This window comes from Novosphingobium sp. ZN18A2 (assembly GCF_036784765.1).
Taxonomy (GTDB): domain Bacteria; phylum Pseudomonadota; class Alphaproteobacteria; order Sphingomonadales; family Sphingomonadaceae; genus Novosphingobium.
Genome location: NZ_CP136651.1, coordinates 1,448,295 through 1,472,758, shown reverse-complemented (window position 1 = coordinate 1,472,758; position 24,464 = coordinate 1,448,295). Strand labels below are relative to the sequence as shown.

23 protein-coding genes are annotated in these 24,464 nt (G+C 64.2%); 9 read left to right on the top strand and 14 right to left on the bottom strand.

Annotated elements, in window-relative coordinates; all coding sequences use genetic code 11:
- Positions 1–63: 63 nt before the first annotated feature.
- Positions 64–1,566: an MFS transporter gene (locus RXV95_RS07310; protein WP_338468348.1), complete on the top strand. Its 1,503-nt coding sequence runs from the start codon at positions 64–66 to the stop codon at positions 1,564–1,566.
- Positions 1,559–2,464: an ROK family protein gene (locus RXV95_RS07305; protein ID WP_338468347.1), complete on the top strand. Its 906-nt coding sequence runs from the start codon at positions 1,559–1,561 to the stop codon at positions 2,462–2,464. The genes RXV95_RS07310 and RXV95_RS07305 overlap by 8 nt, the downstream gene beginning before the upstream one ends.
- Positions 2,465–2,506: 42 nt before the next feature.
- Here the strand turns inward: RXV95_RS07305 and RXV95_RS07300 are convergent, their stop codons facing one another.
- The 14 genes from RXV95_RS07300 to RXV95_RS07235 all read right to left on the bottom strand — a co-directional run bounded on the left by RXV95_RS07300 (position 2,507) and on the right by RXV95_RS07235 (position 16,405).
- Entirely contained in the window at positions 2,507–3,334 is an 828-nt protein-coding gene (locus RXV95_RS07300) for an SDR family oxidoreductase (RefSeq protein WP_338468346.1), read from the bottom strand.
- An 18-nt stretch (positions 3,335–3,352) separates the two neighbouring features.
- Entirely contained in the window at positions 3,353–3,964 is a 612-nt protein-coding gene (locus RXV95_RS07295; protein ID WP_338468345.1) for a hypothetical protein, read from the bottom strand.
- A gap of 11 nt (positions 3,965–3,975) precedes the next feature.
- Positions 3,976–4,983, bottom strand: coding sequence for an alcohol dehydrogenase catalytic domain-containing protein (locus RXV95_RS07290; RefSeq protein ID WP_338468344.1), 1,008 nt, complete (start codon positions 4,981–4,983; stop codon positions 3,976–3,978).
- 78 nt (positions 4,984–5,061) lie between these two features.
- Entirely contained in the window at positions 5,062–5,901 is an 840-nt protein-coding gene (locus RXV95_RS07285) for an SDR family NAD(P)-dependent oxidoreductase (protein WP_338468343.1), read from the bottom strand.
- A 25-nt stretch (positions 5,902–5,926) separates the two neighbouring features.
- Complete coding sequence (locus RXV95_RS07280; protein WP_338468342.1) at positions 5,927–7,003, bottom strand: aromatic ring-hydroxylating dioxygenase subunit alpha; 1,077 nt, start codon at positions 7,001–7,003, stop codon at positions 5,927–5,929.
- Between the two features lie 2 nt (positions 7,004–7,005).
- Positions 7,006–7,539, bottom strand: coding sequence for a 2,4'-dihydroxyacetophenone dioxygenase family protein (locus tag RXV95_RS07275; protein WP_338468341.1), 534 nt, complete (start codon positions 7,537–7,539; stop codon positions 7,006–7,008).
- A 13-nt stretch (positions 7,540–7,552) separates the two neighbouring features.
- Positions 7,553–8,080 carry a 2,4'-dihydroxyacetophenone dioxygenase family protein gene (locus tag RXV95_RS07270; protein ID WP_338468340.1) on the bottom strand — a complete coding sequence of 176 codons (528 nt, stop codon included), beginning with the start codon at positions 8,078–8,080 and terminating at the stop codon, positions 7,553–7,555.
- A gap of 26 nt (positions 8,081–8,106) precedes the next feature.
- Positions 8,107–8,640, bottom strand: coding sequence for a 2,4'-dihydroxyacetophenone dioxygenase family protein (locus tag RXV95_RS07265; RefSeq protein WP_338468339.1), 534 nt, complete (start codon positions 8,638–8,640; stop codon positions 8,107–8,109).
- Positions 8,641–8,705: 65 nt separating this feature from the next.
- Positions 8,706–11,378 (bottom strand): TonB-dependent receptor, encoded by a 2,673-nt coding sequence (locus RXV95_RS07260; protein ID WP_338468338.1) that lies wholly within the window; start codon positions 11,376–11,378, stop codon positions 8,706–8,708.
- A 158-nt stretch (positions 11,379–11,536) separates the two neighbouring features.
- Positions 11,537–12,466, bottom strand: a complete 930-nt coding sequence (locus RXV95_RS07255; protein ID WP_338468337.1) for a helix-turn-helix domain-containing protein — start codon at positions 12,464–12,466, stop codon at positions 11,537–11,539.
- Between the two features lie 49 nt (positions 12,467–12,515).
- Positions 12,516–13,760, bottom strand: a complete 1,245-nt coding sequence (locus RXV95_RS07250) for an MFS transporter (RefSeq protein WP_338468336.1) — start codon at positions 13,758–13,760, stop codon at positions 12,516–12,518.
- A 40-nt stretch (positions 13,761–13,800) separates the two neighbouring features.
- Positions 13,801–14,346 (bottom strand): VOC family protein, encoded by a 546-nt coding sequence (locus RXV95_RS07245; RefSeq protein WP_338468335.1) that lies wholly within the window; start codon positions 14,344–14,346, stop codon positions 13,801–13,803.
- Positions 14,347–14,464: 118 nt separating this feature from the next.
- Positions 14,465–15,478 carry an NAD(P)-dependent alcohol dehydrogenase gene (locus RXV95_RS07240; protein WP_338468334.1) on the bottom strand — a complete coding sequence of 338 codons (1,014 nt, stop codon included), beginning with the start codon at positions 15,476–15,478 and terminating at the stop codon, positions 14,465–14,467.
- A 126-nt stretch (positions 15,479–15,604) separates the two neighbouring features.
- Positions 15,605–16,405, bottom strand: coding sequence for an IclR family transcriptional regulator C-terminal domain-containing protein (locus RXV95_RS07235; RefSeq protein ID WP_338468333.1), 801 nt, complete (start codon positions 16,403–16,405; stop codon positions 15,605–15,607).
- Positions 16,406–16,495: 90 nt separating this feature from the next.
- Between RXV95_RS07235 and RXV95_RS07230 the strand changes: the two genes are divergently transcribed.
- From RXV95_RS07230 to RXV95_RS07200, 7 genes are all read left to right on the top strand, one after another.
- Positions 16,496–17,707 (top strand): Tm-1-like ATP-binding domain-containing protein, encoded by a 1,212-nt coding sequence (locus RXV95_RS07230; protein ID WP_338468332.1) that lies wholly within the window; start codon positions 16,496–16,498, stop codon positions 17,705–17,707.
- 4 nt (positions 17,708–17,711) lie between these two features.
- Entirely contained in the window at positions 17,712–18,164 is a 453-nt protein-coding gene (locus RXV95_RS07225) for a biotin/lipoyl-containing protein (RefSeq protein WP_338468331.1), read from the top strand.
- Positions 18,161–19,498, top strand: coding sequence for a biotin carboxylase N-terminal domain-containing protein (locus RXV95_RS07220; protein WP_338468330.1), 1,338 nt, complete (start codon positions 18,161–18,163; stop codon positions 19,496–19,498). The genes RXV95_RS07225 and RXV95_RS07220 overlap by 4 nt, the downstream gene beginning before the upstream one ends.
- A complete protein-coding gene (locus tag RXV95_RS07215) occupies positions 19,495–20,967 on the top strand; it encodes a biotin carboxyl carrier protein (RefSeq protein ID WP_338468329.1) in 1,473 nt (490 codons plus the stop codon). Before RXV95_RS07220 ends, RXV95_RS07215 begins: the two co-directional genes overlap by 4 nt.
- Entirely contained in the window at positions 20,964–21,806 is an 843-nt protein-coding gene (locus tag RXV95_RS07210) for an HAD hydrolase-like protein (RefSeq protein ID WP_338468328.1), read from the top strand. The genes RXV95_RS07215 and RXV95_RS07210 overlap by 4 nt, the downstream gene beginning before the upstream one ends.
- 137 nt (positions 21,807–21,943) lie before the next feature.
- Positions 21,944–23,338, top strand: coding sequence for an aminomethyl transferase family protein (locus RXV95_RS07205; protein WP_338468327.1), 1,395 nt, complete (start codon positions 21,944–21,946; stop codon positions 23,336–23,338).
- A 102-nt stretch (positions 23,339–23,440) separates the two neighbouring features.
- Positions 23,441–24,454 carry a hypothetical protein gene (locus RXV95_RS07200; protein ID WP_338468326.1) on the top strand — a complete coding sequence of 338 codons (1,014 nt, stop codon included), beginning with the start codon at positions 23,441–23,443 and terminating at the stop codon, positions 24,452–24,454.
- Positions 24,455–24,464: the final 10 nt, after the last annotated feature.

The window sequence follows — 24,464 nt, the reverse complement described above, 5'->3', positions numbered from 1 at the left end:
CGTGCGACCCGAAAACGATGGAAGGCCGCCGGAATACCGGACCGGCCGGCAGAGAGGGTGCAAATGGAAAAGCCGCGCCAGTCCCTTTGGGGGCTGTGGAACATCAGTTTCGGCTTCTTCGGGATCCAGATCGGCTTCGCGCTGCAAAATGCGAACATGAGCCGCGTGTTCCAGTCACTTGGCAGCAGCATAGACGATCTGCCCGCGCTATGGATCGCCGCGCCGCTTACCGGCCTGCTCGTCCAGCCGATCATCGGCCATATGTCGGATCGGACATGGCTGGGTCGCTTCGGCCGGCGACGCCCCTATTTCCTTGGCGGCGCGATCCTTGCCACCATCGCGCTGGTCGCGATGCCGCAGGCGGGCGGACTGATCTATGCCGCGCTGCTGCTTTGGATGCTCGATGCCAGCCTCAACGTATCCATGGAGCCGTTCCGTGCCTTTGTGGGCGACATGCTGCGCAAGGACCAGCACACCGCAGGATATGCTGTGCAGACGGCATTTATCGGCGCGGGTGCGGTCGTCGGTTCCATATTCCCCTACGTGCTCGATCATCTGGGTGTCTCGAACACCGCGATCGGCGGGGGCGTGCCCGATACCGTGCGGTTCAGCTTCTGGGCGGGCGGCGCGGCGCTGCTGGTCGCCGTACTGTGGACCGTGCTGACCACGCAGGAATACGCGCCGGACGAACTGGCCCGCTTCACCAGCCACGAAGGCGACGCGCTGGACGAGGCACACACCACGGGCGCGCTTGCCGCGCGCGGCTTCGGCGGCGCGTTCGCATGGATTGCCGCGGGCGTGGCGGTCGCCCTCATTGTCGAACGATGGGGGCTGGAAAAGGAAGTCTATCTGCTGGCCGGACTGCTGGCCGCCTATGGCCTGGCGACCATCGCCGCGATCCTGCTGGCCCGCGCGGGGCGGGAAACGTCCATGCTGGCATCCATCGTCGGCGATTTTTCGGGGATGCCGCCGGTGATGAAGCGGCTGGCCGTGGTGCAGTTCTTCAGCTGGTCGGCGCTGTTCATCATGTGGATCAACACAACGCCCGTCGTCGCGCAGAACTTCTTCGGATCGGCGGACCCGGCCAGCGCGGCCTACCAGGATGGCGGCAACTGGGTTGGCGTGCTTTTCGCGGTCTATAACGGCGTTGCGTCAATCGCCGCGATGACGCTGCTGCCCCTGCTTTCGCGGCGCATCGGCAAGGCGAAGACACACATGGCCTGCCTGCTGGCGGGTGCAGCGGGTTATGCCAGCTTCTTCGTGTTCAACAGCGCCGACATGCTGCTGGTCAGCGAGATCGGTATCGGCGTCGCCTGGGCCTCGATCCTCGCCATGCCCTATGCCATCCTCGCAAGCAGCCTGCCGCAGGCGAAACTGGGCATTTACATGGGGCTGTTCAACGTCTTCGTGGTGATCCCGCAATTGCTGGTGGCGACGGTCATGGGCTCGATCATGAAGCATTTCTTCCCCGACCAGCCGATCTGGACGATGGCCTTCGCGGCCGGGACACTGGTGATCGCAGCGGCCGCGATGGCCGGCGTAAAGGTTCCGGGCGAAGATGGCTGAAGCCCTGATCGGCGCGGTCGAAGCGGGTGGCACGAAGTTCGTGCTCGCCCTCGCCCGCAAGGACGGCACGATACTGCGGGAAACGCGCATTCCCACGCGCGATCCGCGTGAAACCTTTGCTGAAATGGCGGACTTCTTCCGCACGGCAAGCGCAAGCCACGGACCGATCGGTGCGTTCGGCGTGGCAAGCTTCGGCCCGATAGACATCGATCCGGCCTCTCCCACCTATGGAACCTTCACCGCGACGCCCAAACCCGGCTGGCAGGGCGCGCGGTTTCACGATGCGCTGGGCGAATTCGGCGTTCCGGTGCGTATAGAAACAGACGTCAACGGCGCGGCCATGGGTGAATGGCTGGCAGGCGCGGGGCGCGGATGCCGCACGCTGGCCTATACCACCGTCGGAACCGGCATCGGCACCGGCGTCGTCACGGCGGGCACACAGCTGGCGGGCTTTTCGCATTATGAGGCAGGTCATATTCCCGTGCGCCGCGATCCGGCCCGCGACCCCTTTGGCGGTTGCTGCCCGTTCCACGGCGATTGCCTTGAGGGACTGGCCGCCGGCCCCGCCATCGTCGCCCGCTGGGGGGATAGCCTGGACAAGCTGGAAGCACGCGAAACGGCGGTGGAGCTTGTCGCATCCTATATCGCGCAACATGCGGCAACGCTGGTGCTGATGCACATGCCCGACCGGCTGATCTATGGCGGCGGGGTGATGCACGCACCGGGCCTGATCGCCGCTGTGCGCAGGCAGGCGGAAGTCCTGCTGGGCGGCTATGTGGCGAACGAAAGGCTCGATCCGGGTCTGGAACGCTATATCGTCTTGCCGGGTCTTGGCGACGACGCGGGGATTACCGGCGCAATCGCACTCGGCCGGCAGGCGCTGGATGCTTCAGCCTGACCGTCCCCCGCCGGGTCTTTTGCGCCGCGTTCGGGCGCCGGTTCAGTCCGGCACCGCCTCCAGCAGCACGCGGCACTTTTCTTCCATCTGTTCGCGAAAGACGTTGTGCGTGATGACGTAAAGCTCGTCCGCCAGGATCGCATTCGCGACCAGTTCGCCCACGTCCTCCGGCTCCATCCAGTCCTCGCCCACCTGCCGATGGCCCAGCTTTGCTTCGCTTTCGGCAAAGCCGCTGTTCTCCCGCAAGTGCGCGGGGCGGTTCTTCGCGGCTTCGTGGATGTTGGACTTGACCCAGCCGGGCAAAAGCGCGGTTACGCCTATGCCGTGTTCGCCAAGATCCGCCCGCAGGTTTTCCGAGATGTTCAGCACCGCCGCCTTGCTGGCGGCATAGATCGCCAGGAAGCCCGGCATCCGCGTCGTCGCGGCAAGCGACGATGTGTTGACGATATGCCCCCCGCGCCCGTGCGCCAGCATCTGCGGCATGAAGGTCAGGATGCCGTTGATCACGCCGCCAAGGTTCACGCCCATGCCGAAGTCCCAGTCGGCGAAGGTCGACCTGGTCAGCGGCCCTTCCAGCCCGACCCCGGCGTTGTTGACGAGGATGTCTATACCGCCATGTTCGGCCTGCATCCGCTCCGCGATCTGCGCATAGGCGTCACGGTCGGTAACGTCGAGTTCGACCGCGGCCACCCGGTTGTCGAGCCCCGCTTCTTTCAGCTTGTCGAGCGCCACCGCGATGTGATCGGCGCGCATATCGGCGATCACCACGAAGCACGCACGCTTCGCCAGTGCGTGAACGATACCGTATCCGATGCCCGAAGCGCCGCCGGTGACGAAGGCGGTGCGGCCCTCGAAGCTTTCAATCGCCATTGAAACGCAAGTCCTTTTTCAGCCCTTGTAGACCCAGTACCGGGGACCGAACCGCTCTTCCAGCTTCGCCAGTTGCGCCTTGTGGATTTCCCGGATGCGCGCGGGCGTTGTCGCCATCGCGGGATCGACTTCCTCGATCTCCAGGCTGGTCTTGTCTTCGTAAAGATGCTCGCCAGCCAGCCGCGCCTTGCCGTCATAGGGCCAGATGAAGGCCTGCCGGCTGGAAACGTGATAGAGCCCGTCCGCCTTGTCCACCGTGTAGCCGATGGCCTGCAAATCCGAGCCTTTCGCAAGTTGGTGAAAGGTAATCTCGTCGCAGATGCCCCAGTCGGCCACGGCGATCCGGTCATCCGAATGCCACAGCACGGCTTCGCCAACGCTGTTGTAGAAAGCCTTCACCCCGTCGCGCCCTTCGACCACGGCGGGACTGTCTCCCCAACTGACGCGATAGACCGGGTGTTCGACCATCATCTCGTCATTGCAGATGTCATCGAACATTCCGGCGCCCTCAAGATGGACGTGACGCCAGAAATTGAGCACGATCGCCTTGTGGAGCGGGTTGCCGGTCGCTTCGTAAAGCGCCTCGGTGGGCTTCATGCAGTCCCACACGGCCTGCTCTACCGGGTTCATGGTCTGTCTCCTCAGGCGGTCGGGTCGATCAGCACCTTGCACTGGTGCGTGCGCTTCTTCAGGCTTTCGAACACGTCGGGCGTCGACGCGAGCGAGATGGTGTCGGTAACAAGGTGGCGCGGCTCTGCCGCTCCGCAATCGAGCGCGTCGAGCGCCGCTTCGTATTCCTGCCGGGTGAAGAAGGCAGACGTTACAAGGCGCACTTCCTTTGACAGCATGGCGAACGAATTGAACGTGTCGGGCCGGGTGCAAAGCCCCAGCAGCAGGATCGTGCCGCGATTGCGCACCTGTTCCACCGCTTGCGCGATCAGGCCGGGAATGCCCACGCATTCGAATACGATGTCCGCCTTGCCGCCCAGCGCGCGTTCGGCGCTGCCGACGGGATCGGCCGCATCGACCACGAAATCGTGCGCGCCCATCTCCAGCGCCCGTTCGCGCTGGAATTCGGCGATGTCCTGCACCACAACGCGCCCCGCGCCGTGCCGCCGCGCCCAGAAGGCGACCGCAAGGCCGATCGGCCCCGCGCCAAGGATCAGCACGCGGTCGCCGGTTCGCATCGCGCTCATGTTCAGTCCGTGCAGCGCGACCGCCAGCGGCTCGATAATCGCGCCGTCGGCAATGCTGGCGGATTTCGGCAGCTTCACGCACTGGTTTGGCCGCGTCACCGCGTATTCGGCATAGCCGCCGCCCTGCAGGCCGAAGGTTTCGCACCAGGCAACCTCACCCGCCTTGCAGGCCGCGCACTTGCCGCAGCTCATCAGCGGGATGACAGAGACGAAGTCGCCCGTGGCAAAACCTTCCACGCCCTTGCCCAGCGCGACGACTTCGCCCGCGAACTCATGGCCCAGCACCGATCCCGGTCCCTGCCCGTAAGCCTCGTCCTCGGTCATATGCAGGTCCGAGCCGCAAATGCCGCAACGGCCGACCTTGACCACGACTTCGCCCACTTCCGGCGTCGGGTCGTCCAGCGTTTTCAGGACCAGCGGCTTGTGCAGCCCCTGCATAACGGCGGCGCGCATGTCTCTCTCCTCAATGGGGCGTCCGGCCTCTGCCGGTCACGATTGTCGCACTGCCGGCGATCGGATCGCGGGGCGGCTTCACTGGTATTTCCCCAGCATCATGCCGCCGTCGATCACCGCGTGGCTTCCCGTCATGTAATCGGACGCATCGGATGCCAGCAGCAGCGCCAGCGGCTTGATCTGGTCCGGTTCCGCCATGCGGCCCAGCGGCACGATCGCGTCCCACGCCTTGCGCGCCACCGGATCGTTCTTGACCCAGCCACCGCCGATGTTGGTGACGAACGGCCCCGGAGCAATGGCGTTCACGCGAATGCCGAACTCGGCCAGTTCCAGCCCCAGCGCGCGCACCATGTGCAGGATGCCGGCCTTGGCGGGCATATAGGGCAGGCCCACGATCGGTTCGGTAACAAGCCCCGCGTTGGAGGCGGTGCAGATCACGGAACCACCGGTGCGGCCATTGGCGCGGCCCGGCTTCTTCATGATCCGCACCGCGTGATGCACGGTATAGAAAATGCCCGAAAGGTTGACCGCGATCGACTTGTCCCAGCGCTTGGGATCGTAGGTATCCACCTGGCCATCCGGGTTGCGATACCCGCCCGGGTTCCAGAACCCCGCGCCCGTATCGATGCCCGCGTTGGCGAAAGCGATGTCCAGCCCGCCATATGCCGCATCGTGTTCATCGAACACGCGACCTGTCGCTTCCTCGTCAGACACGTCGAGCGCGGCCGCGCGCGCGTCATGGCCTTCGCCGCGCAGCCTCTCCGCCTCGCGCTCTGCGCCTTCGATATCGATATCCGCCAGCGTCACTTTCGCGCCGCCTTCGGCCATCGCCTCCGCATAAGCTAGCCCTATGCCCGATGCGGCCCCTGTCACGAGCGCCGAGCGGCCCGTAACGTCGAACTTGTCCAACGTCGCCATTTCCATCCTCTCGTGCGCGGCGTTTTCAGGCGGCGGCCTGTTCCTGCCGCTCGCGCTCTATCAGGCGTTGCAGCATGCGCCGCGCGCGCACCCCGCCGCCGTCACCGCCAAGGATCAATGGCTTCAATGCCCAGAAATCCCCGCCCCGCATCAGCCGGTGGCTGTCGCGGATGATCGGCATGTCCTCGTATTCGAAAGCATATTCCAGCGCGCCGCGCATCACGGCGGCAAACTCCTCGTTTCCCAGAGCGAAATCGCGCGCCGTCGCCCACACGTAATGCGTGGTATCGGGCGTTTCGGGCGTGAAGGCGTGGAGCGAGGGCAGCAACAGGCATTCCTCGCGCGGGGTGCCGGGATCGCCCGTGCGGAAATCGAAATAGAGCACGGCGGGCGCATGCCAGTCGACCTGGCCGTAAAAGTCCTGCTTCACGCCCTCCTTGCCGACGATCGCAGAGATGCCTTCGGACAGGTAGTCTTCAAGGTGGACGTATTCGGAATGGACCCTATCGCCATCCTGCCAGAAACGCCGCTCGCCCTCGGTGAACGCACCCGCGACCAGCGCGGGATGGACGAAATTGGCGTGGGAAAGATCAAGGATATTGTCCGAATAAAGCTCGTAATGCCCTTCGGCCCGTGTCGCGCCCTTCACCGCTTCCCACTTCGGATCGGCCAGCCAGCCGAAATCGGGAATCAGCGCCGCATCCGCCTTTGCCGGATCACCCATCCAGATCCACAGCAGCGCGTGTCGTTCGACCAGCGGATAGACCTTCAGCCGCGCGTCGGGGAGATGGCCGCCGGGATGCGGATTGTGCACGCAGGCCCCTGTCCCGTCGAAGCGCAACCCGTGATAGGGGCATTGCAGCGCGCCGTCCGAAACGCAGCCGTGCCCCAGCGGCGCAAAGCGGTGCGGGCAGCGGCCTTCCACCGCATGAGCAACGCCATCGCCATCGCGAAACAGCGCGACCGGTTCTTCAAGGAACGTGCGCTGAAGCGGCTCGTCCGCCAAGGCGTCCGCCCACGCGGCAACATACCAGCAATTGCGCAGATATGTGCCACGCGGCGCGGCGGAAAGCGCGGGAACGGGTGTGCGTTCCTCGGCCATCGTCAGAGGTAGAGCTGCGGGTTGATCTTGATGCCGTGCTCTTTGCAGTAGCTTTCGTAGTGGTTCATGAACCACCACACGTCGAGCGTTTCGACGTGGTTGCCGTCCTCGTCGAAAAACTCGTTCGCCCCCTGCATGTGGAACAGCGCCTTCATCCCCTTGGGATCGTCCGTCACCAGCGTGTGCGCGGTACCGGGCGTCTCGGTAATGAACTCGCCGGGGCGGCAGACCCAGTCGTATTCGAGATAGCGGAACGAACCTTCCAGCCCCACCGCCCACACGCGTCCGCGGTGCTTGTGCGTGCCGATCACGCCCGGCCCCTTGATCCACAGGATGTTGACGTAGATGTTCTCGCGCACGTCGAACGCCAGGTGCCGGATCGCGGCATTGTCACCGAAGGGAACCCAGGGACTCTCTTCTTCCGAGGCGCCGACATATGTTCCCTCGATCCCCTTGGCGCGGATCAGGTCGCCGTAGAGTTCAGGAACGTCGACGATCTTGTATGCGCCCGAAGGGGGCGCTGACATTGTTGCCATGTCGCCTTCTCCCTTAAAGGTAGAGCTTCTCGTTGATGGCAATGCCGTTCTCGCGGCAATAGGTCTCGTAGTGGTTGATGAACCACCAGACGTCAGCCGTTTCCACGAAGTTCGCGTTCTCGTCATAGAACTCGATCGGTCCCTGCATCCAGCCGAACAGCTTCACGCCATCGGGGTGGTCGGTGACCAGCGTGTGGCTTTCGCCCGGCACTTCCAGGATCAGCCCGCCAGGCGATGCCACCCAATCGTATTCGAGATAGCGGACGCTGCCTTCAAGACACACCATAACGATCGTGCCGCGATGAAGGTGCGTGCCGACGACGCCCGGCCCCTTCATCCACAGGATGTTGGAGAATATGCCCTGCCGCACGTCAAACGCCAGGTGCTTGATCGCGGCGCTGTCACCAAACGGCACCCACGGGCTGTCCACATCGGTCTGCGCATCGATATAGCGGCCGCCCGGGCTGAGCCGGTCGACCAATGCGCGGTGCGCCCATGGCACGTTGACAATCTCGGCCTTGCTCGAGGGCGGTGCCTTCATCACGGTATCCATCGAAATGTCCTTTTTCAGCGGATCAACGTATCGACATAGTCGGCACCGATGCCGACCTTGTCGTAATGTTCGCGGGCGGCGGCCATGTAATCGAACACGTCGAAATGGCCGGTCGTGTTCCCGTCGTCGTCAAGCCACATCAATGGACCGGACACGACGAAGAACACCTTCATCGGATCGGGATGATCGTAACAGACGAGAGTATGGCTTTCGCCCGGCGTCTCATAAATGAAATCGCCTGCCGTCGCGGTCCAGTCGTGTTCGAGATAGGCCCACTTGCCGCTGATCGTGTAGGCCCAGATCGGGTGCGGATGATAATGCCGGTTCACCAGCCCGGCGGCCTTGCTCATCAGCACGTCGGCCCACATGTTCTTGGCCGGGCTGATCCACACCGGCTTGGAAAACACCGTCTCGCTGATCGGCACCCAGTATCGCTCGTCTCCCTCGGCGATCTTGGGCATATAGACTTCGGGCAGACCGCCTTCGCGGAATACCTTTTCGACCGGTTTTATGTCTTTCCAGAACTCGGTGTGCGCGGCTTCCGCCATTGATCCTTCCTTTCAGGTGGGGCGGACCAAGGGGAACATGGCCCGCCCCGAATTGAGCAGAGTGGTCAGAACTTCACGCCTAGGCGCGCATACCACTCTGCCGGACGGTTGTAGGTGCCGTAGATCTCGCCGCCGGCGATCTGCGCCTGTCCGGTGATAATATAGCGCTGGTCAGTGATGTTCGTTCCGCCAACGGTGAGGTTCCAGTGGCCGCTGTCCGGCGTGAAGGCTATGCTTCCGTTCAGGATGTCGGTCGGCTGGCGCATCAGCAGGAACGTGCCTTCGGTATCGTTCCGCATACTGCTGGTATGCGTGTAGTCGAGCAGGAAGACGACGTTTCCGATACCCACCGGAACCTCGAGCCGTGGCGAGATATTGAACTTCCATTCAGGCGCCTTCGGCAGCGGAGCGCCGGCATAAATGCCCGCCTGGAACGGATTTGTGGGAACATAGGCCGAGTTCCCCGCGCAGAACGATTGGGGCGTTCCGCTTTCACCGCAGATATAGCTGAAGTGCGCGTCCAGGTAGCCGACGGAACCGTTGATCGTCAGCGCGCGGGTCGGCGCGGCAACCATCTCGACTTCGAAGCCCTTGATCTGCGCGATACCCAGGTTCGCGACCGTCGGAGAGACGCCGATCTGCTGGTTCAGCTGGATGCCCTTGTAGCGGGTGGTGAACGCCGCGAGGTTGAGTTGCAGCTTGCGGTCGAGGATCTGCGACTTGACGCCAACTTCGAAGCTTTCCGCCTTTTCGGGGCCGAATGTCGGCGCGACGAGCAACGGGTTCGAAAGGCGCGTGGTCCAGCCGCCCGAGCGGTAGCCGCGCGACCAGGTGCCGTAGATCATCACCCGGTCGGTCGGATGAATCTGGATACCCGCCTTGGGCGAGAAGTTGCTGAACTTCGCGCTGTTCGGACTATTGGGATAATAGTCGAGCAGGGTCGCCAGCGACCCGAGGTTCGAGCCATAGGCATTGGACCCGTTGAGGAAATAGGCAGCATAGTTGTTGTTGATCGGGAAGCCCAGCGCCGCGCCGCATGCGGCGGTCGGCAAGCCACCTGCGGCAGGACAATTGAACAGCTTGTAGTTGAAGCCGTTATCGTCGGCCTGGCCACCATAGTAGTTCTTGTCCTCGCGCGTGTAGCGCCCCCCCAAGGTCAGTCCGATGAGGTCATTCACGCGGAAGTCCAATTGACCGTAGGCGGCGTAGGACACCGTGTTGATCCGCCCCGGTCCGTCAACCTGCAGCAATCCGTCGGCGAAGGTCACATAGTCGTGCAGCCCGCCGACTTCGTTGAAGAAGTACCCGCCGAGTGTGTACTTAAGGCGGTTGCCCAGCGCCGAGCCATTTAGCTGGAGTTCCTGGCTCCACTGGTGCTGCTTCACGGTGAAGCTGGTCTGAAGGAAGTTCATCGGCGACCCGTCGAGATCGACACCGGCGTTGAAGTCCACTTGGCGATAAGCCGTGATCGACTTGATCTGGAAACTGTCGGTGACGTCGTCTTCAAGTGTCAGCGTGAAACCGTGCTGCCTGACCTTCGAATAATTGTTGCCGTTGGCATAAGTCGTATCGGGATTACCCGTGACGAACCGGCTGTTGTATACCATCAGAGGGTTCGGATTGCCCGGCCCGGGAATCGCCGCGCCAGCCAGAGCCGGAAGCGTGTTGAACCCATTTACCCCGGTACGCGGTCCGCACAGGTTCCCGGCGTTGCGCGCGGCGATCTGCGCAGCGGTTGACGTGACGCAGAAGTTATAAAGGCCCGCGAACAGGAAGCCCGTTGGTGATGTTGGACTAGGATCGAGTGCCGTACCCGGGACGTCATTGGCCGCAAGCCCCCCGAACGGTCCCGGCACCATCTCGGTCGTCGCCAGCAGGCTGTTCGCCGTCGATTCCTGATCGACGTTGGTATAGTCGAACGCGAATGTCGCCTTGAAGTGATCGGTATCGTACTTGATTTTGGCGCGCGCGCTCCAGCTGTCGTCGCCACCTTGCCGGTTGCCGTTGTTATTGTATCCGGCCGCCGCAAAGTTCTGGAACGAATCGACCGAATAGGGCGCGGCCTGAGTATACGGAATTCGATGCTGGTATCCGTCGCGGCGCATCATCGCGAACGACACGGAGGAGGACAGGTTGGTCGCCAGCGGAACGTCCATCGTCCCGCGCACCTGCATGCGCTTGTAGCTGCCGGTGGTCACGTCGCCCACGAAACGGAAGGTGTCGCCCGGATCGTGCGTGACGATAGAGATCGCGCCGCCGATCGTGTTGCGGCCGAACAGCGTGCCTTGCGGGCCTTTCAGGATTTCGATCCGCTCGACGTCGAGAAGATCCTGGTTCGCGCCGACCGAGCGGCCGAGGTAAACGCCATCAAGATAGACGCCCACCGTCTGGTCGATATTGAACGCGAAGTCGGCAGAGCCGATGCCGCGGATCGATGCGCCCAGTACCGCCGAGGACCCGGAAAACGGGGTGGAGGAATCGAGCGTGACGTTGGGCGAGATGGACGAAAGGTTCGCAACGTCGCCAACCGCGCGCTCTTTCAGGGCAGAAGCGGTAAACGCACTGATCGCGATCGGCACGTCCTGCACGTTTTCCGCGCGTTTCTGTGCAGTGACGACGATCTGCTGGATGCCCCCTTGCTGATCGTTCTGCGCCTGCTGCGACGACTGATCCTGCGCCGCTGCCGGGGTTGCAATCGCCATGGCAAGTACGGACAGCGAAACGGCTGTAAATCTCATGGTCACTCTCCCTCCGTTTTATCCGGCGGAACGCCCGGTTCCGCCGCCTATTAGAGAGAGCTTATTCCACAGCTGGCCACACGGTTGCTTGCACTCACGCGCAAGCAGAACAGGACTCTTGCGCAATCACCGGCAATGCGCGCGCATTTTCCCGTAATTTAATGACCGCCGCGCCATTCGCGCGGGGCGGTTCCGAAGTGATGGCGGAAGCAGCGCGTGAAATAGGCGCTGTCGTTGAAACCGTGATCGAACGCGATTTCGGTAATGCTCGCCTGCGGGTCGGCGATAAGCTGGTCGGCCGCGCGGCGCAGCCTGCGTTCAAGAATCCAGGCAGACGGCGTGGTCCCCATTCCGGCGAACAGGTTCTGGACCGTGCGTACCGACGTGCCCAGTTCGGCGGCGAGCGTCGCGGTGCGCAGCGACGGATCGCAGAGCCGCGCCTCTACCATCGCCAAGGCCCGCTCACGAAAGCGCGACTCCGCCAGCCTCGGCGCTTCGCGCTCCGCCCCGCGCAGGGCAAGGGCGGCAAGGTCGTAAAACACGCGGCTGACGCCCGTTTCCCATTCGGGATCGGCAGCACTCTGGTCACCTTGCCGCCACAGCGAGAGCAGAAAATCGTGGAACACCCTTCCGCCCGGCGACGCGCCGTTGATGCGCTGCGCCAATATCTCGTCAAGGCCGGGGCATCGTTCCATCAGCGGAGCACGCGGGAATTCCACCACCAGCAATTCGTGCGCCGAAAGCCGCAGGTCATAGCGATCGTGCGGCGAACCGAGCACGAAGTCGCCCGGCTCCAGCATGCATTCGCGGCCACTCTGCGTGTGCAGCGTCGTGCCCCTGCATTGCAGGTGAAGGATGATGCGTTCCTCATCCGCATCGCGTGGCAGCCGACCGACCAACGACGGTCCGGACATAGGACGGATCATGTCCAGTTCGCCGACCGACCAGCTCAACATCTCGCCACGGAAATCGGGTTCGTTCGCGTTGACGAACGTGCCCGTGTAGATGCGGTCGACCAGGTCGTTCCAGTACCGCAAGCGGTCGGATGGAGCGACATGCTCTGTTGCGTACCTGACTACCTCTCCCATCGCCCTGCTCCTTTCTTCGTATCGGCAGGTTGCAGTCGTCTTCAGTCCTTCATCCCGGCATTGGCGCGGCCGGCGCAGTGCCGCGGCGCGCGACGATGCGCGGGGCCGATTCCACAAGGCCCAGCGCAAGCATTCCGGCGGCGATCGTCAGCCCCAGCATGATCCAAAGCGGCGCGGTAAGCCCCCACTGGTCCGCGGCGGCACCGGCAAGGATCGGGCTGAACACGCCGCCCAGAACCTCGCCCAGGCCCATCACGATTCCGGTCAGCGTCGCGGCGAGGCGCGGATCGACCGATTCCGCCGGGATTGTGGCCATGAACAGCGGGAACACGCCGTTAAGCCCCCAGCCGAAGAAGAAGATCGCGGCAAGGACCCACGCCGAACCAGCGTAAAACAGCGCGCCGAGCGGCAGGATCACGCCCAGGAACGAAAAGAACACCAGCACCGGGCGCCGCCCGATGGCGTCGGAAATCGCCGGCACCACGAAACTGCCCACGCCCGCCGAAACGCCCAGCGTCGCCATCAGCCAACCCATCGTGTCGGGATCGACGCCGCGCACTTTCGTCAGGTAAAGCGGCATGAAGGCCCAGGTCACCACAAGGTAGGAAACCAGCAGCACGGAGATCGCCGCGCAAAGCCGCACGTTGCGATTGGCAAACGCCTGCTTCAGCGTGACCTTCTCATGCGTCTCGTGCGGCGCGTCTTTCGGCGGTTCGCGCAGGGTGAACCAGATCAGCGCGGCGGTGAACAGGCCCGGCACGGCGGCCATGTAAAACCCTTCGCGCCAGCCCCAGTGCGTGGCGATCCACACCAGCACCAGAGGCGCAACGAAGCTGCCGAGCAGGTTGGAACCCAGGTTCTGGCCGACGCCCATGGCAAGGCCGCGCCGTTCGGGCGAAACCTCGTTCACGATCATCGAATGGCTGATGGGCATGATCCCGCCTTCGGCCACACCCATCAACAGGCGCGCACCCAGCAGCATAAGGAACGATGTCGCCGCGCCCGAGACGAAGGAGCAGGCGCAGAACAGGACGGTAGCCACGACGACGACCGGCTTTTTCACACCCATGCGGTCTGACAGGCCACCAACCACAAAGCCCGAAATCGCCCAGGTCAGCGAAAGCGCGGCGCTGACAAAGCCGACTTCCTTGTTGGAGAAACCCAGGTCCGGCTGGATGAACGGCATAAGGAAATTGGTCGCGTTCCGATCGAAGAACACGATGCCGAAATTGAGGCTGAGCAGGAACACCAGCCACGTCTGGTAGCGTCCGCTTCGTTGCGTTCCCGCGTTCATCTGGCCTTGCCCTCCCCTCGTTTGTTTGTTGCGCGGCTGCCTATAGAAACGGCCGTACAGGATCGCTTCCGTCCCACCCGCAAGAGGCTTCCCAGAAGCGGGTGAAATGTTCGTCCATGCCGGGTGTCGCCGGGATCAGTTCCAGGAAACCGGGCGCCGGATTACCCGGCTGTTCCAGATAGGCGACCGCCCCGCCCGTGGGCACTTGCGCGCGAAACGCGAGTTCGTATCCGCGATCGAGATAAGCGGGCATTTCCGCGTCCACGTCGCGACAGGCGATGCCGAAATGGTGAAAGTCGTATCCCCGCTTTGCCACCGTCTCGCGATAGACGGACGGATTATCGTCCAGCGGCTGGATCAGCTCTATCTGCATGTGCCCCGCAAATCCCATCGCGATGGTCACATCGGCCGTGCTGGGCTGACCGCGATAGACCTGCCCGGGGCCAAGAAAATGATCGAGCAGGAAGAACGGACCCGCGGCGCAATCGCGGATGAAATGATCGATCGAGGCGCGGATGTCCTCCACCACGAAAGCGGTCTGCATCACGCCGCCGAACGGTTGACCGAAGCCCAGCCGATCCGTCATCCAGCCCTCCATCCTTTCGCAGCGCAAAGCGCAATAGTATGCAACAAATACAAAACCTTCGACGGTGTCGAAGGCCGGCGGACCGGTGCGGTCCGCGGCGCGAAGCCTGTCCGGTCGGTCATGTCGTGATAACGACCTTGCCGAATAGCGCCGGCGATGCCTGATAGTCCCACGCGGCCCGCGCATCTTCGATGGGGAACGCGCGGTCGACCACCGGCTTGATGCCGTGCGCGTCAACGAAAGCATTCAGTCGCTCGGCCATGCCTTTCGAGCCGACGAAAATGCCGCGGATCGAAGCACCCTTGAACATCAGCCCGTGCGGACTGGTGTCACCCTCACGCGTGAGCACGCCGATCAGCGCGATCTCGCCATTGAAGCCGACCGCCTCGATCGACTGCGCCAGCGTGCCCGCACCGCCGACCTCGACCACGTGGTCGATCCCGCCGCCCGCAAGCTTCGCTGCCGCCGCACCCCATTCCGGGGTCGAGCGGTAATTGATCGTCTCGTCCGCGCCCATTTCCCGAACCCGTTCGAGCTTTTCGTCGGACGAGGACGTTGCGATCACCCTCGCCCCAGCCGCCTTGGCGATCTGCAAGGCCAGCAGCGAGACGCCGCCGGTACCCAGCACCAGCACGCTCTCGCCCGCCTTCAGCGGACGCGGGCCTTCCATCAGCGCGTTCCAGGCGGTGACGCCCGCACAGGGCAGGCAAGCCGCTTCGTCAAACCCCAGGCTTTCCGCGAGTTTCACGACGCCGTTCGCGGGAAGCGCAACGTATTCCTGCAGCATGCCGGTCGCGGGCGGCGCGCCCAGCGCCGGTCCAGCCTGCGGATTGGGCGGGCCATCCGTCCAGTTCTGGAAAAATGTGCCGGCCACGCGATCGCCCACCGCAAGGTCATCCACGTCCTTGCCCAACGCCACGATTTCCCCCGCGCCGTCGGACAGCGGCACCTGGTCGCGATCGACAGCGCCGCCCATGTATTTTCCGAGCGGGATGATCTGGTCGCGGAAGTTGAGAGAGCAGGCGCGCACCTGCACCAGCACCTCGCCCGGACCCGGTTCGGGCCGTTGCGCCTCGACCATGTGCAGGCCATCAAGTGAGGTCGCGCCCTTGCGGACCAGCCACTGCTTCATGCCGTCTTCTCCCGCCCGCACCATCGCCGATGGACGCAAAAGCCCCAACGCTCCTGTGCAGCCAGTTTCACCTGACGCAATTTTCACCAATATGAATCGTTCGCAAGGACGAAGAGGTGGCAATGCCTATTCCACAAGCCCGCTAAGGTCGGAACCGATCGCCTCGGCCGTGGCGCGCAAGGCGGCAAGGTGGCGTTGCACGACCTGCTCGTCCGTCGCCCGCTTCCCCGGCCAGGTTACATTGATGGTCGCCACCGGCGCGCCGCGCTGGAGAATGGCGACTCCCATGGACCGGCGCCCGTCGCGCAGCACCAGCTGGCGTGAACGGTCCGGCCACGGATGCACCGGCTCGCGCACCGAATAGCCGCGTTCGCGCGCCTGATCGATGATCGCGCGCAGTTCCGCTTCGCTCGCGTCCGTCGCATCGGCGGGCCGCAACCGGGCGATAATCGCGTCGCGCTCTGCCGGATCGCACGCGGAGAGATAGGCGCGGCCCGTGGCGGTGTGGATATAGGAAAGCTTCACCCCCACCGGGCCGAGCGTTGCCGCATCGAGCCGGAAAAGCGGGCTGTTGGTCTCTATGATCTCCATGTGATCGAGCCGCGGCACCGCGAGGACGGACGGCCAGGCAGCCTTTTCGCTGAGCGCCTTCATGTGCGGCGAGGCCACCTCTGCGATCTGTTCGACCGTGGCGTTGGCCGTGCGCACCAATTCCTCCACGTGCGGAAGATAGGCACCGTCGGCCAGCCGCTGCCAGACGAGTCCCTTTCGCCCCAGCGTCATCAGCATACGCAGCAGGGTCGCCTTGGGCAGACCTGTCGCCTGGTGCAGTTCATGCAGGCTTACAGCCCGCCGCGCCTGCACTTCCAGCAACACGTCCAGCCCACGCTCAAGCGCGCGAACGGTCTTTACTTTGCGGTCCAGCATCCTCGTTTCACCTTGTGGAACGAGGATCGGCGAAAGCCGGGTGCAAAGTCAACCGCGTTGTCGCAGCCTTGGGGCCGGAGAGGAAAAACGATGAACGAGATGCCAAGCGTCATGCTGGTCGTGACGCAGGACACCAAGGAAGAAGAGGCGCGATACGCCCGCCAAGTGCTGGAGCAGGCCGGCGTAAGGGTGGTCCACCTCGATCCCAGTATCCGCCGCACGCTGGGCGGCGCAGAGATTTCGCCGGAAGACGTGGCGCAGGCCGCGGGGATGACCATAAGCGAGGTCCGCGCGCTGGGCCACGAAGGCAAATGCCAGGACGCGATGATCCGGGGCGCGATTGCCGCCGCCCATGCGTGGGACGCGAAAGACCCGGTCAGTGGCATACTGGCCATCGGCGGATCGATGGGCTCCGCGCTTGCCGGTGCGTTGATGCAGAGCTTTCCCTATGGCCTGCCCAAGCTGATCGTCTCCACGATGGCTTCGGGATTCACCGCGCCCTACATGGGCGTGAAGGACATCGCGATGATGAACGCGGTGACCGACATCTCCGGCCTCAACACCATCAGCCGCGACGTGTTCCGCAACGCCGCCAACGCGGTTGCCGGGATGGCCAAGGGCTATGGCCGCGAAGAGCACGCGGAAAAGCCGCTTGTCCTCATCACCACGCTCGGCACCACCGAGGCAAGCGTGAAGCGCATCCGGCAGGCGCTGGAGGAAGACGGCTGCGAAGTCATGGTGTTCCATTCATCCGGCGCGGGTGGGCCGACGCTGGACGGGCTGGCGGCGGACAAGGACGTGGCGCTGGTGTTAGACCTGTCGATGACCGAAGTGATGGACCACATCCACGGCGGCCTTGCCAACGCAGGGCCGGAACGCGGCCTTGCCGGCCTGAAACGCGGGATTCCGACGATCCTGGCGCCCGGCAACGCGGATTTCATCATCGCCGGCCCGATAGACGCCGCCAAGGCGCAGTTCCCCGGCAAGCGCTATCACGAACACAACCCGCAACTCACGGCCGTTCGCACCGATCTTGACGACCTGAAGCGCCTTGCGGACCACATGGCGGGCATGGTCGCGCAAGCAACGGGGCCGGTGAAGGTGATGACCCCGCTGGGCGGATTTTCCAGCCACGACAGCCCAACCGGCCATATCCAGGACACCACCCTGCCCCGTCCCTTTGCGGACTATCTGAAGCAGACGATCCCCGCGAACGCCGCTGTCGAGACGGTCGATTCCCATTTCAATGACGAGGCGTTCTCCGACGCCGTGATCGCCGCCGCGCGCGAGATGCTGGCCTGATACCATGAGCGAAAACGAAATCCCCCTGACCGCCGAAGACGTGGCCGAAATCGCGGAGATCCTGGAAAAATCCGGCTACCGCGAAGTGGACATCGCCACGAGCCGCTTCCGCCTGCGCGTCGCGAAAGGCGATGGCGAGGACGGCGGCATGACGCAGGAATGGCAATGGGCCGGAACCGCGCAATCCGCCAACGCGGAAGACGCGGCCGAAGTGGAGACCGATCCGGACTGCATCGGCGCGCCCTTGCCCGGCACGTTCTATCACGCGCCCTCGCCCGGCGCTCCGCCCTTCGTGACAGTGGGAGACACGGTCGGCCCCGAAACCGTGGTTGGCATTGTCGAGACGATGAAGCTGATGAACCCGGTCCACGCCGGGCGCGAAGGCACCGTGGCCGATGTGCTGGTGCCCAATGCCACGATGGTCGCCAAGGGCCAGTCGCTGATCCGCATATCATGACGATCAAACGCCTGTTCATTGCCAATCGCGGCGAGATCGCGCGGCGCGTGATCCGAACCGCGAGCCGCATGGGGATCACAACTGTCCTGGGCGTTTCGGAAGCGGACAAGGCATCGCTGCCCGCGCGCGAGGCGGACGAGACCGTGCTGCTTGGCCCCGCGCCTTCCTCGCAAAGCTATCTCGTCATCGAAAAGGTCGTAGCGGCGGCGCGGGAAGCAAACTGCGACGCGGTGCATCCCGGATATGGCTTTCTTTCGGAAAATGCCGAATTCGCGCGCGCGTTGAAAGCAGCAGGCATCGTGCTTGCCGGTCCCGACGTCGCCACGCTGGAATCGATGGGAGACAAACTCGCCGCGCGGCGCATCGCGGTGGAGGCCGGGCTGCCGGTCCTTCCCGGCGGAGAGGCCGCCACGCGAGAGGCCGTCCACGCCCGCGCCGCAGAAACGGGCTATCCGCTGCTGCTGAAGGCCGTGGCGGGCGGCGGCGGCAAAGGCATGCGCCGGGTCGATCGCAAGGAAGACCTCGATGCCGCGCTGGACATGGCGCAGGCCGAAGCGCAGGCCGCGTTCGGCAACGGCGCGGTCTATGTCGAACGCTTTGTCGGCAAGGGCCGCCATGTCGAAGTGCAGATCCTGGGCGACGGCACCAGTGCCATCCACCTTGGCACGCGCGACTGTTCAATCCAGCGCCGCTTCCAGAAACTGGTCGAGGAAGCGCCCGCTCCCGCCATTCCCGATGCTGCGCGGGAAAGCATTGAAAATGCAGCCGTAAAACTCGCGCGGCATTTGCAATATCGCGGCGCGGGGACCGCCGAGTTCCTGGTCGATGCGGCGGATTTCTCGTTCTACTTCCTTGAACTCAACGCGCGCATCCAGGTGGAGCATCCGGTGACCGAAGCGATTACCGGGGTCGATCTTGTCGAACAGCAGTTGCTGGTGGCGGGCGGCAAGCCGCTTGGCCTGACGCAGGCGATGGTGCGCCCCTTTGGCCACGCCATAGAAGTGCGCATCAACGCCGAAGACCCGGAGCATGATTTCCGCCCCGCGCCGGGCCGTGTTGCCGGCGCGGCATGGCCGGCCGGACCGGGCGTGCGCGTGGACACGCACATCGCCGATGACGGCGAAATTCCGCCGTTCTACGATTCGCTGATGGGCAAGCTGATCGTCCACGGTTCGACGCGCGAGGAAGCCGTTGCGCGCCTGTCTGCGGCGCTCGCGTCGATCCGCATCGACGGGATGCCGACAACCGCCCCGCTTCACCGCCGCATCGTGGCCGACCCGCGCTTCGTCGCGGGCGGAGTGGACACCGCCTTCCTTCAAGGGCTTGCGAAATGACCGCACTGAAACTCGTCGATGTCACCATGCGCGACGGCAACCAGAGCCTGTGGGGCGCCACCGGCCTCAACACCGCGCACATGCTGCAAGCCGCCGCACTGACCGAAGCCTGCGGATTCCGCGCGGTGGATTTCACCTCGTCCAGCCACATGGCGGTGGCGGTTCGCTATTTCCAGAACGACCCGTGGGAACGCATCCGGCGCATGCACGCCGCGACGCCGACCACGCCGTTGCAGTTCATCACCACCGGCTTGCGCTTCATCGCCTGGCAGCAGGCCGACCCGGAATTCATGCGGCTGGTCTATCGCCATCTGCAACTGAATGGCATCGGCCGTTTCGTACTGCTTGACCCGATGCACGAAGTGCCCGCGGTGATCGATGCGGCGCGGCTGGTGAAGGAAGAAGGCAGCGCCGAAGTGATGTGCGCGCTGACCTTCACTCTCAGCGAGTTCCACACCGACGAATTCTACGCGAATTTCGCGCGCGCCGTAGGGCAGAGCAAGGACGTGGACCTGTTTTACATCAAGGATCCTTCGGGCCTGCTCTCGGTCGATCGCGTGCGCACGCTGGCCCCGGCAGTGAAGGCGGCAATCGGAAACCGCCCGCTGGAAATCCATGCGCACACCACTATCGGCCAGGGAATGCTCTCCAGCCTCGAAGCGGCGAAACTGGGCGTTTCCGCGATCCATGTCGGCGTTGGGCCCGGTGGTGACGGGTCTTCGTTGCCCGAGGCCAACCGGATGCTCGCCAATCTTGAGGAAGCGGGCCACACGGTCGATATCGACCGCGATGCACTGGCGAAGCTGACCTCTTATTGGTCGCGCCTCGCAGCGGCGGAAGGGCTGCCGCCGGGCACGCCGCAGAACTTCGACGGCAGCTTCCTGCGGCACCAGATCGCGGGCGGGGTGATGACCACAACGAAGCGTCAGTTGGAGGAACTGGGCCTTGGCGACCGGCTGGGCGCGGTGATCGCGGAAACCGAGCAGGTGCGTGCCGAACTGGGCTATCCGATCATGGTCACGCCCTTCCCGCAAATGGTCATGAGCCAGGCCCTGTTCAACGTGATCGGCACGAAACGCTATGCGCAAGTGTCCGATCAGGTGATCCGTTATGTGATGGGCAAGTTCGGCAAGCCCACGTCGCCGGTGGACACGCGTATCCTCGATACGATCATGGACCGGCCCCGCGCCCGCGAACTGGAAGACGAACCCACCTTCCCCGAACTGGGCGACCTCAAGCGCCAGTTCGGAACGCGTATGCCCGATGAGGAATTTCTGCTGCGCGCGGTCATGCCGGGCGAACAGGTCGACGCGATGCTCTCCGCCGGGCGCAGCCGCGCGACGTATTCGCCGGAGGCCGCGCCGGTCCTTTCGCTGTTGCGCAAGCTCGCCGCCGGCCCGGAAGCGCGCGATGTCGTGATCGAGCGGCCGGGCCTGAGGATCGCGCTCCACGCCGGAGCAGCCGCATGACGCCGGATGTAGCAGATCGCGTCCGCGATGCCGCCGGGTTCGTGTTCGACATGGACGGCACAATTGCGCTGGGCGACCGTGACAGCGGCGGGCACAAGGCACTGCCCCACGCGATCGAACTGCTGGACCGGCTGAAGACGCGCGGGACACCGTATGTCGTGTTCACCAACGGCACCGCCAAGCCACCGGCGGACTATGCCGCGTCGCTGCGCAATGCCGGCTTCCCGGTGGACGACCGCCAGATGCTTACGCCGTCGTCCTCTGCCGCCAACTGGCTGGCGCGCACAGGGATTGAGCGCGTGCGCGTGCTGGGCAACAGCGGGTGCGCGGCACCGCTTGTCGAGGCCGGGCTGGACGTGATCGCGCCGGGTGCGAAAGCGAACGGCGTGGAAGCGGTCTATACCGGCTGGTTCAGGGAGTTCACCTTTCCCGACCTTGAAGCCGCATGCGAATCGCTCTGGTCCGGCGCGCGCCTTGTCACCGCCAGCCACGTGCCATTCTTCGCCACCGCCACGGGGCGGGGCATCGGCTCGTCCTTCGCGATCAACAAGATGCTGACCGCCTTGACCGGAAAGCGCCCCCGCGTGCTGGGCAAGCCGAGCCGGACCGCGCTCGACACCGCGCTTTCGGTGATGGGCTTGCCCGCGAAGGCGGCAACCGACATCGTGGTGGTGGGAGACGATTCGGCGCTTGAAATGCGCATGGCGAATGCCGCGGGCGCGCTTTCCATCGGCATGGCGACGGGAATCATGGCGAGCGACGCGGACCTTCCCGAACGCGACCGGCCGGCGGCAATGCTTGACGACCTGTCCCCGCTGCTGGAAGCCGTGAGTCGATAATCCATTGGCGTCTGCCGCAATCGCATGGCGCGCGAAAATGAAATGTTTCAGGTTTGCGAAGATTTCATATTTGCGAACTTGACCCGAGATCGTAAGCGACACATACAGTCCCACGCAATCTTCCGGGAGAGAATCCGATGGCCGACGCCAACCTTGAACAACTCATCGCCTCGCAGGGCGATCTCGTCCACTTCCTGCGCAACCAGCAGCTTGGTCCCAACGTCTATCCGGGCGTGCCGGCCGAATATTCGAACTGGCGTGCAGAACAGTGGGCCTGGGCGCACAGCGCGATCCTGTTCAACCAGAGCTATCACATGGTCGATCTGGCCGTGCGCGGGCCGGACGCTTTCAAGATGCTCGAATACCTGGGCGTCAACAGCTTCAAGAACTTCAGGCCGGACCGCGCCAAGCAGTTCGTGCCGGTCACGCCCTATGGCTATGTCATCGGCGACGTGATCCTGTTCTACCTTGACGAGAACGAGTTCAACCTGGTCGGCCGCGCCCCCGCGATCGAATGGGTGGAATACCATGCCGCGACGGGCAACTGGAACGTGACGGTAGAGCGTGACGAACGCTGGGCGATGCGCACCGATGGAAAGCGCAATTCCTATCGCTTCCAGATCCAGGGGCCGAACGCGATGAAGGTCATCGAAAAGGCCATCGGCACGACCCCGCCCGACCTCAAGTTCTTCCACATGACCCGCATGACCATCGGCGGCAAGGAAGTGCGCGCGCTGCGTCACGGCATGGCCGGCCAGCCGGGCTTCGAACTGTTCGGTCCGTGGGAAGATTACGGCGCGGTCCATTCCGCGCTGGTCGAAGCGGGCAAGGAATTCGGCATGGCGCTGGTCGGCGGCCGCGCCTATTCGTCCAACACGCTCGAATCGGGCTGGATCCCCTCCCCCTTCCCCGCGATCTACACCGGTGAGGAACTGGCCCCCTATCGCGAATGGCTTTCCGCCAATTCGTATGAAGGCAAGTGCTCCATCGGCGGAAGCTGGGTGCCCGACAGCGTCGAAGGCTATTACACCACGCCGTGGGATCTGGGTTACGGCCCCTTCGTGAAGTTCGATCATGACTTCATCGGACGCGCCGCGCTGGAAAAGATGGCCGACGGCCCGCACCGCACCAAGGTGACGCTCGCGCTCGACAACGAAGACGTGATGCGCGTGCAGTCATCCGCGCTGTCGAAGGGCGACCGTGCGAAGTTCATGGAATATCCCAGCTCGGTCTATTCGATGCACCCGTTCGACCAGGTTCTCTCGGGCGGCAAGATGGTCGGCCTGTCCACCTGGATCGGCTATACCGCGAACGAGGGCAAGTTCCTGACGCTGGCAATGATGGACGAAGGCTTCACCGCGCCGGGCACCGAAGTCTCGCTGCTGTGGGGCGAACCGAACGGCGGCACCTCGAAGCCGACGGTGGAACCGCACGTGCAGACCGAGATCAAGGCCGTGGTCGCCCCCGTGCCCTATTCGGAAGTCGCGCGCGACAGCTATGCCGAAAGCTGGCGCACCAAGCAGCCAGCCTGATTTCAGGAACCGACATTACAACCCGGTCACGTCCGGCCCCGCGGGCTGGACGGGCCGGGTTGTTTCCTTAGACTCTCCCGCCTGATCCGAGGGAGAAAAGCCGTGCCCCGCCAACTGGCGCTCGCCGCAGCACTTGCCGCAACAACGATCCTGTCCGCGCCTGCCGCCGGCCAGTCTCAAGGCGCGGATCAATCGCCGGGCGCAGGGAAATCGCAGGCGCCGAAGATGACCCGCGCCGAAGTGATGGAGCTGTTCCGCGCGGGCGGCTTCGCCCCGGCGCAGGGCTATGCCGGCGTGCTGGACCGCTGCGGAGACAAGGCCCGCCCGCGTGTGCGCTTCGTCGATCTCAACGGCGACAAGCAGGCAGAGGCGCTCTTCAACGATACCGGCGCCTGCTATGGCGCGGACCGGCAATGGCTGGCGATCGCTTCCAGGGTGAACGGCACGTGGGAACCATTGCTGGGTGTGACCGGCACCGCCAAGGGCCTGCAATCGAGCACCAACGGCTGGCAGGACATCCTGTGGACGAGCGACAACACGCAGCACCGCCTGCACTTCGACGGTGCGCGCTATGTCGATGAAAGCGGCGCCGCGCCCGTCGCGACGCCAGCGTTCGTTCCCGCGGCAAGGTCCGAAACGCCGGAGGCAAATCCCTCGCCCGTCATCAACGGCAAGCTGCCAAGCGGCGTCAATGCCGCGGTCTTGAGCCCGGCGCAGTTCGCCGCGATCATGCAGGCCGGCGGTTATACACGCACCGGCACCGTGTGGCAGGGTTGCGGCGGTTCGACCACGATCGAGCGCAAGGACGTGGAACTGTCGGATCTCAACGGTGACGGGACACCCGAAGCGATCGTGAACGAAGAAGGCACCGCCTGCTTCGGCAACACAGGCGCGGGCTTCCAGGTCCTGCGGCAGGATCACGGCACGTGGCGATCGATGACCGGCGGCACGATGACCGGCTATCCCGCCTGGAAACATTCGACCGGGGCGGACGGCTATCCCGACTTCGTTCTGGGTGGCCCCGGCTTCTGCTTCCCGGTGATGCACTGGAACGGCCACGCCTATTCCCGCCACGGCTTCGAATACCAGGGCAAGTCCTGCAAACCGGGCGGCTAACCGTCCGTAC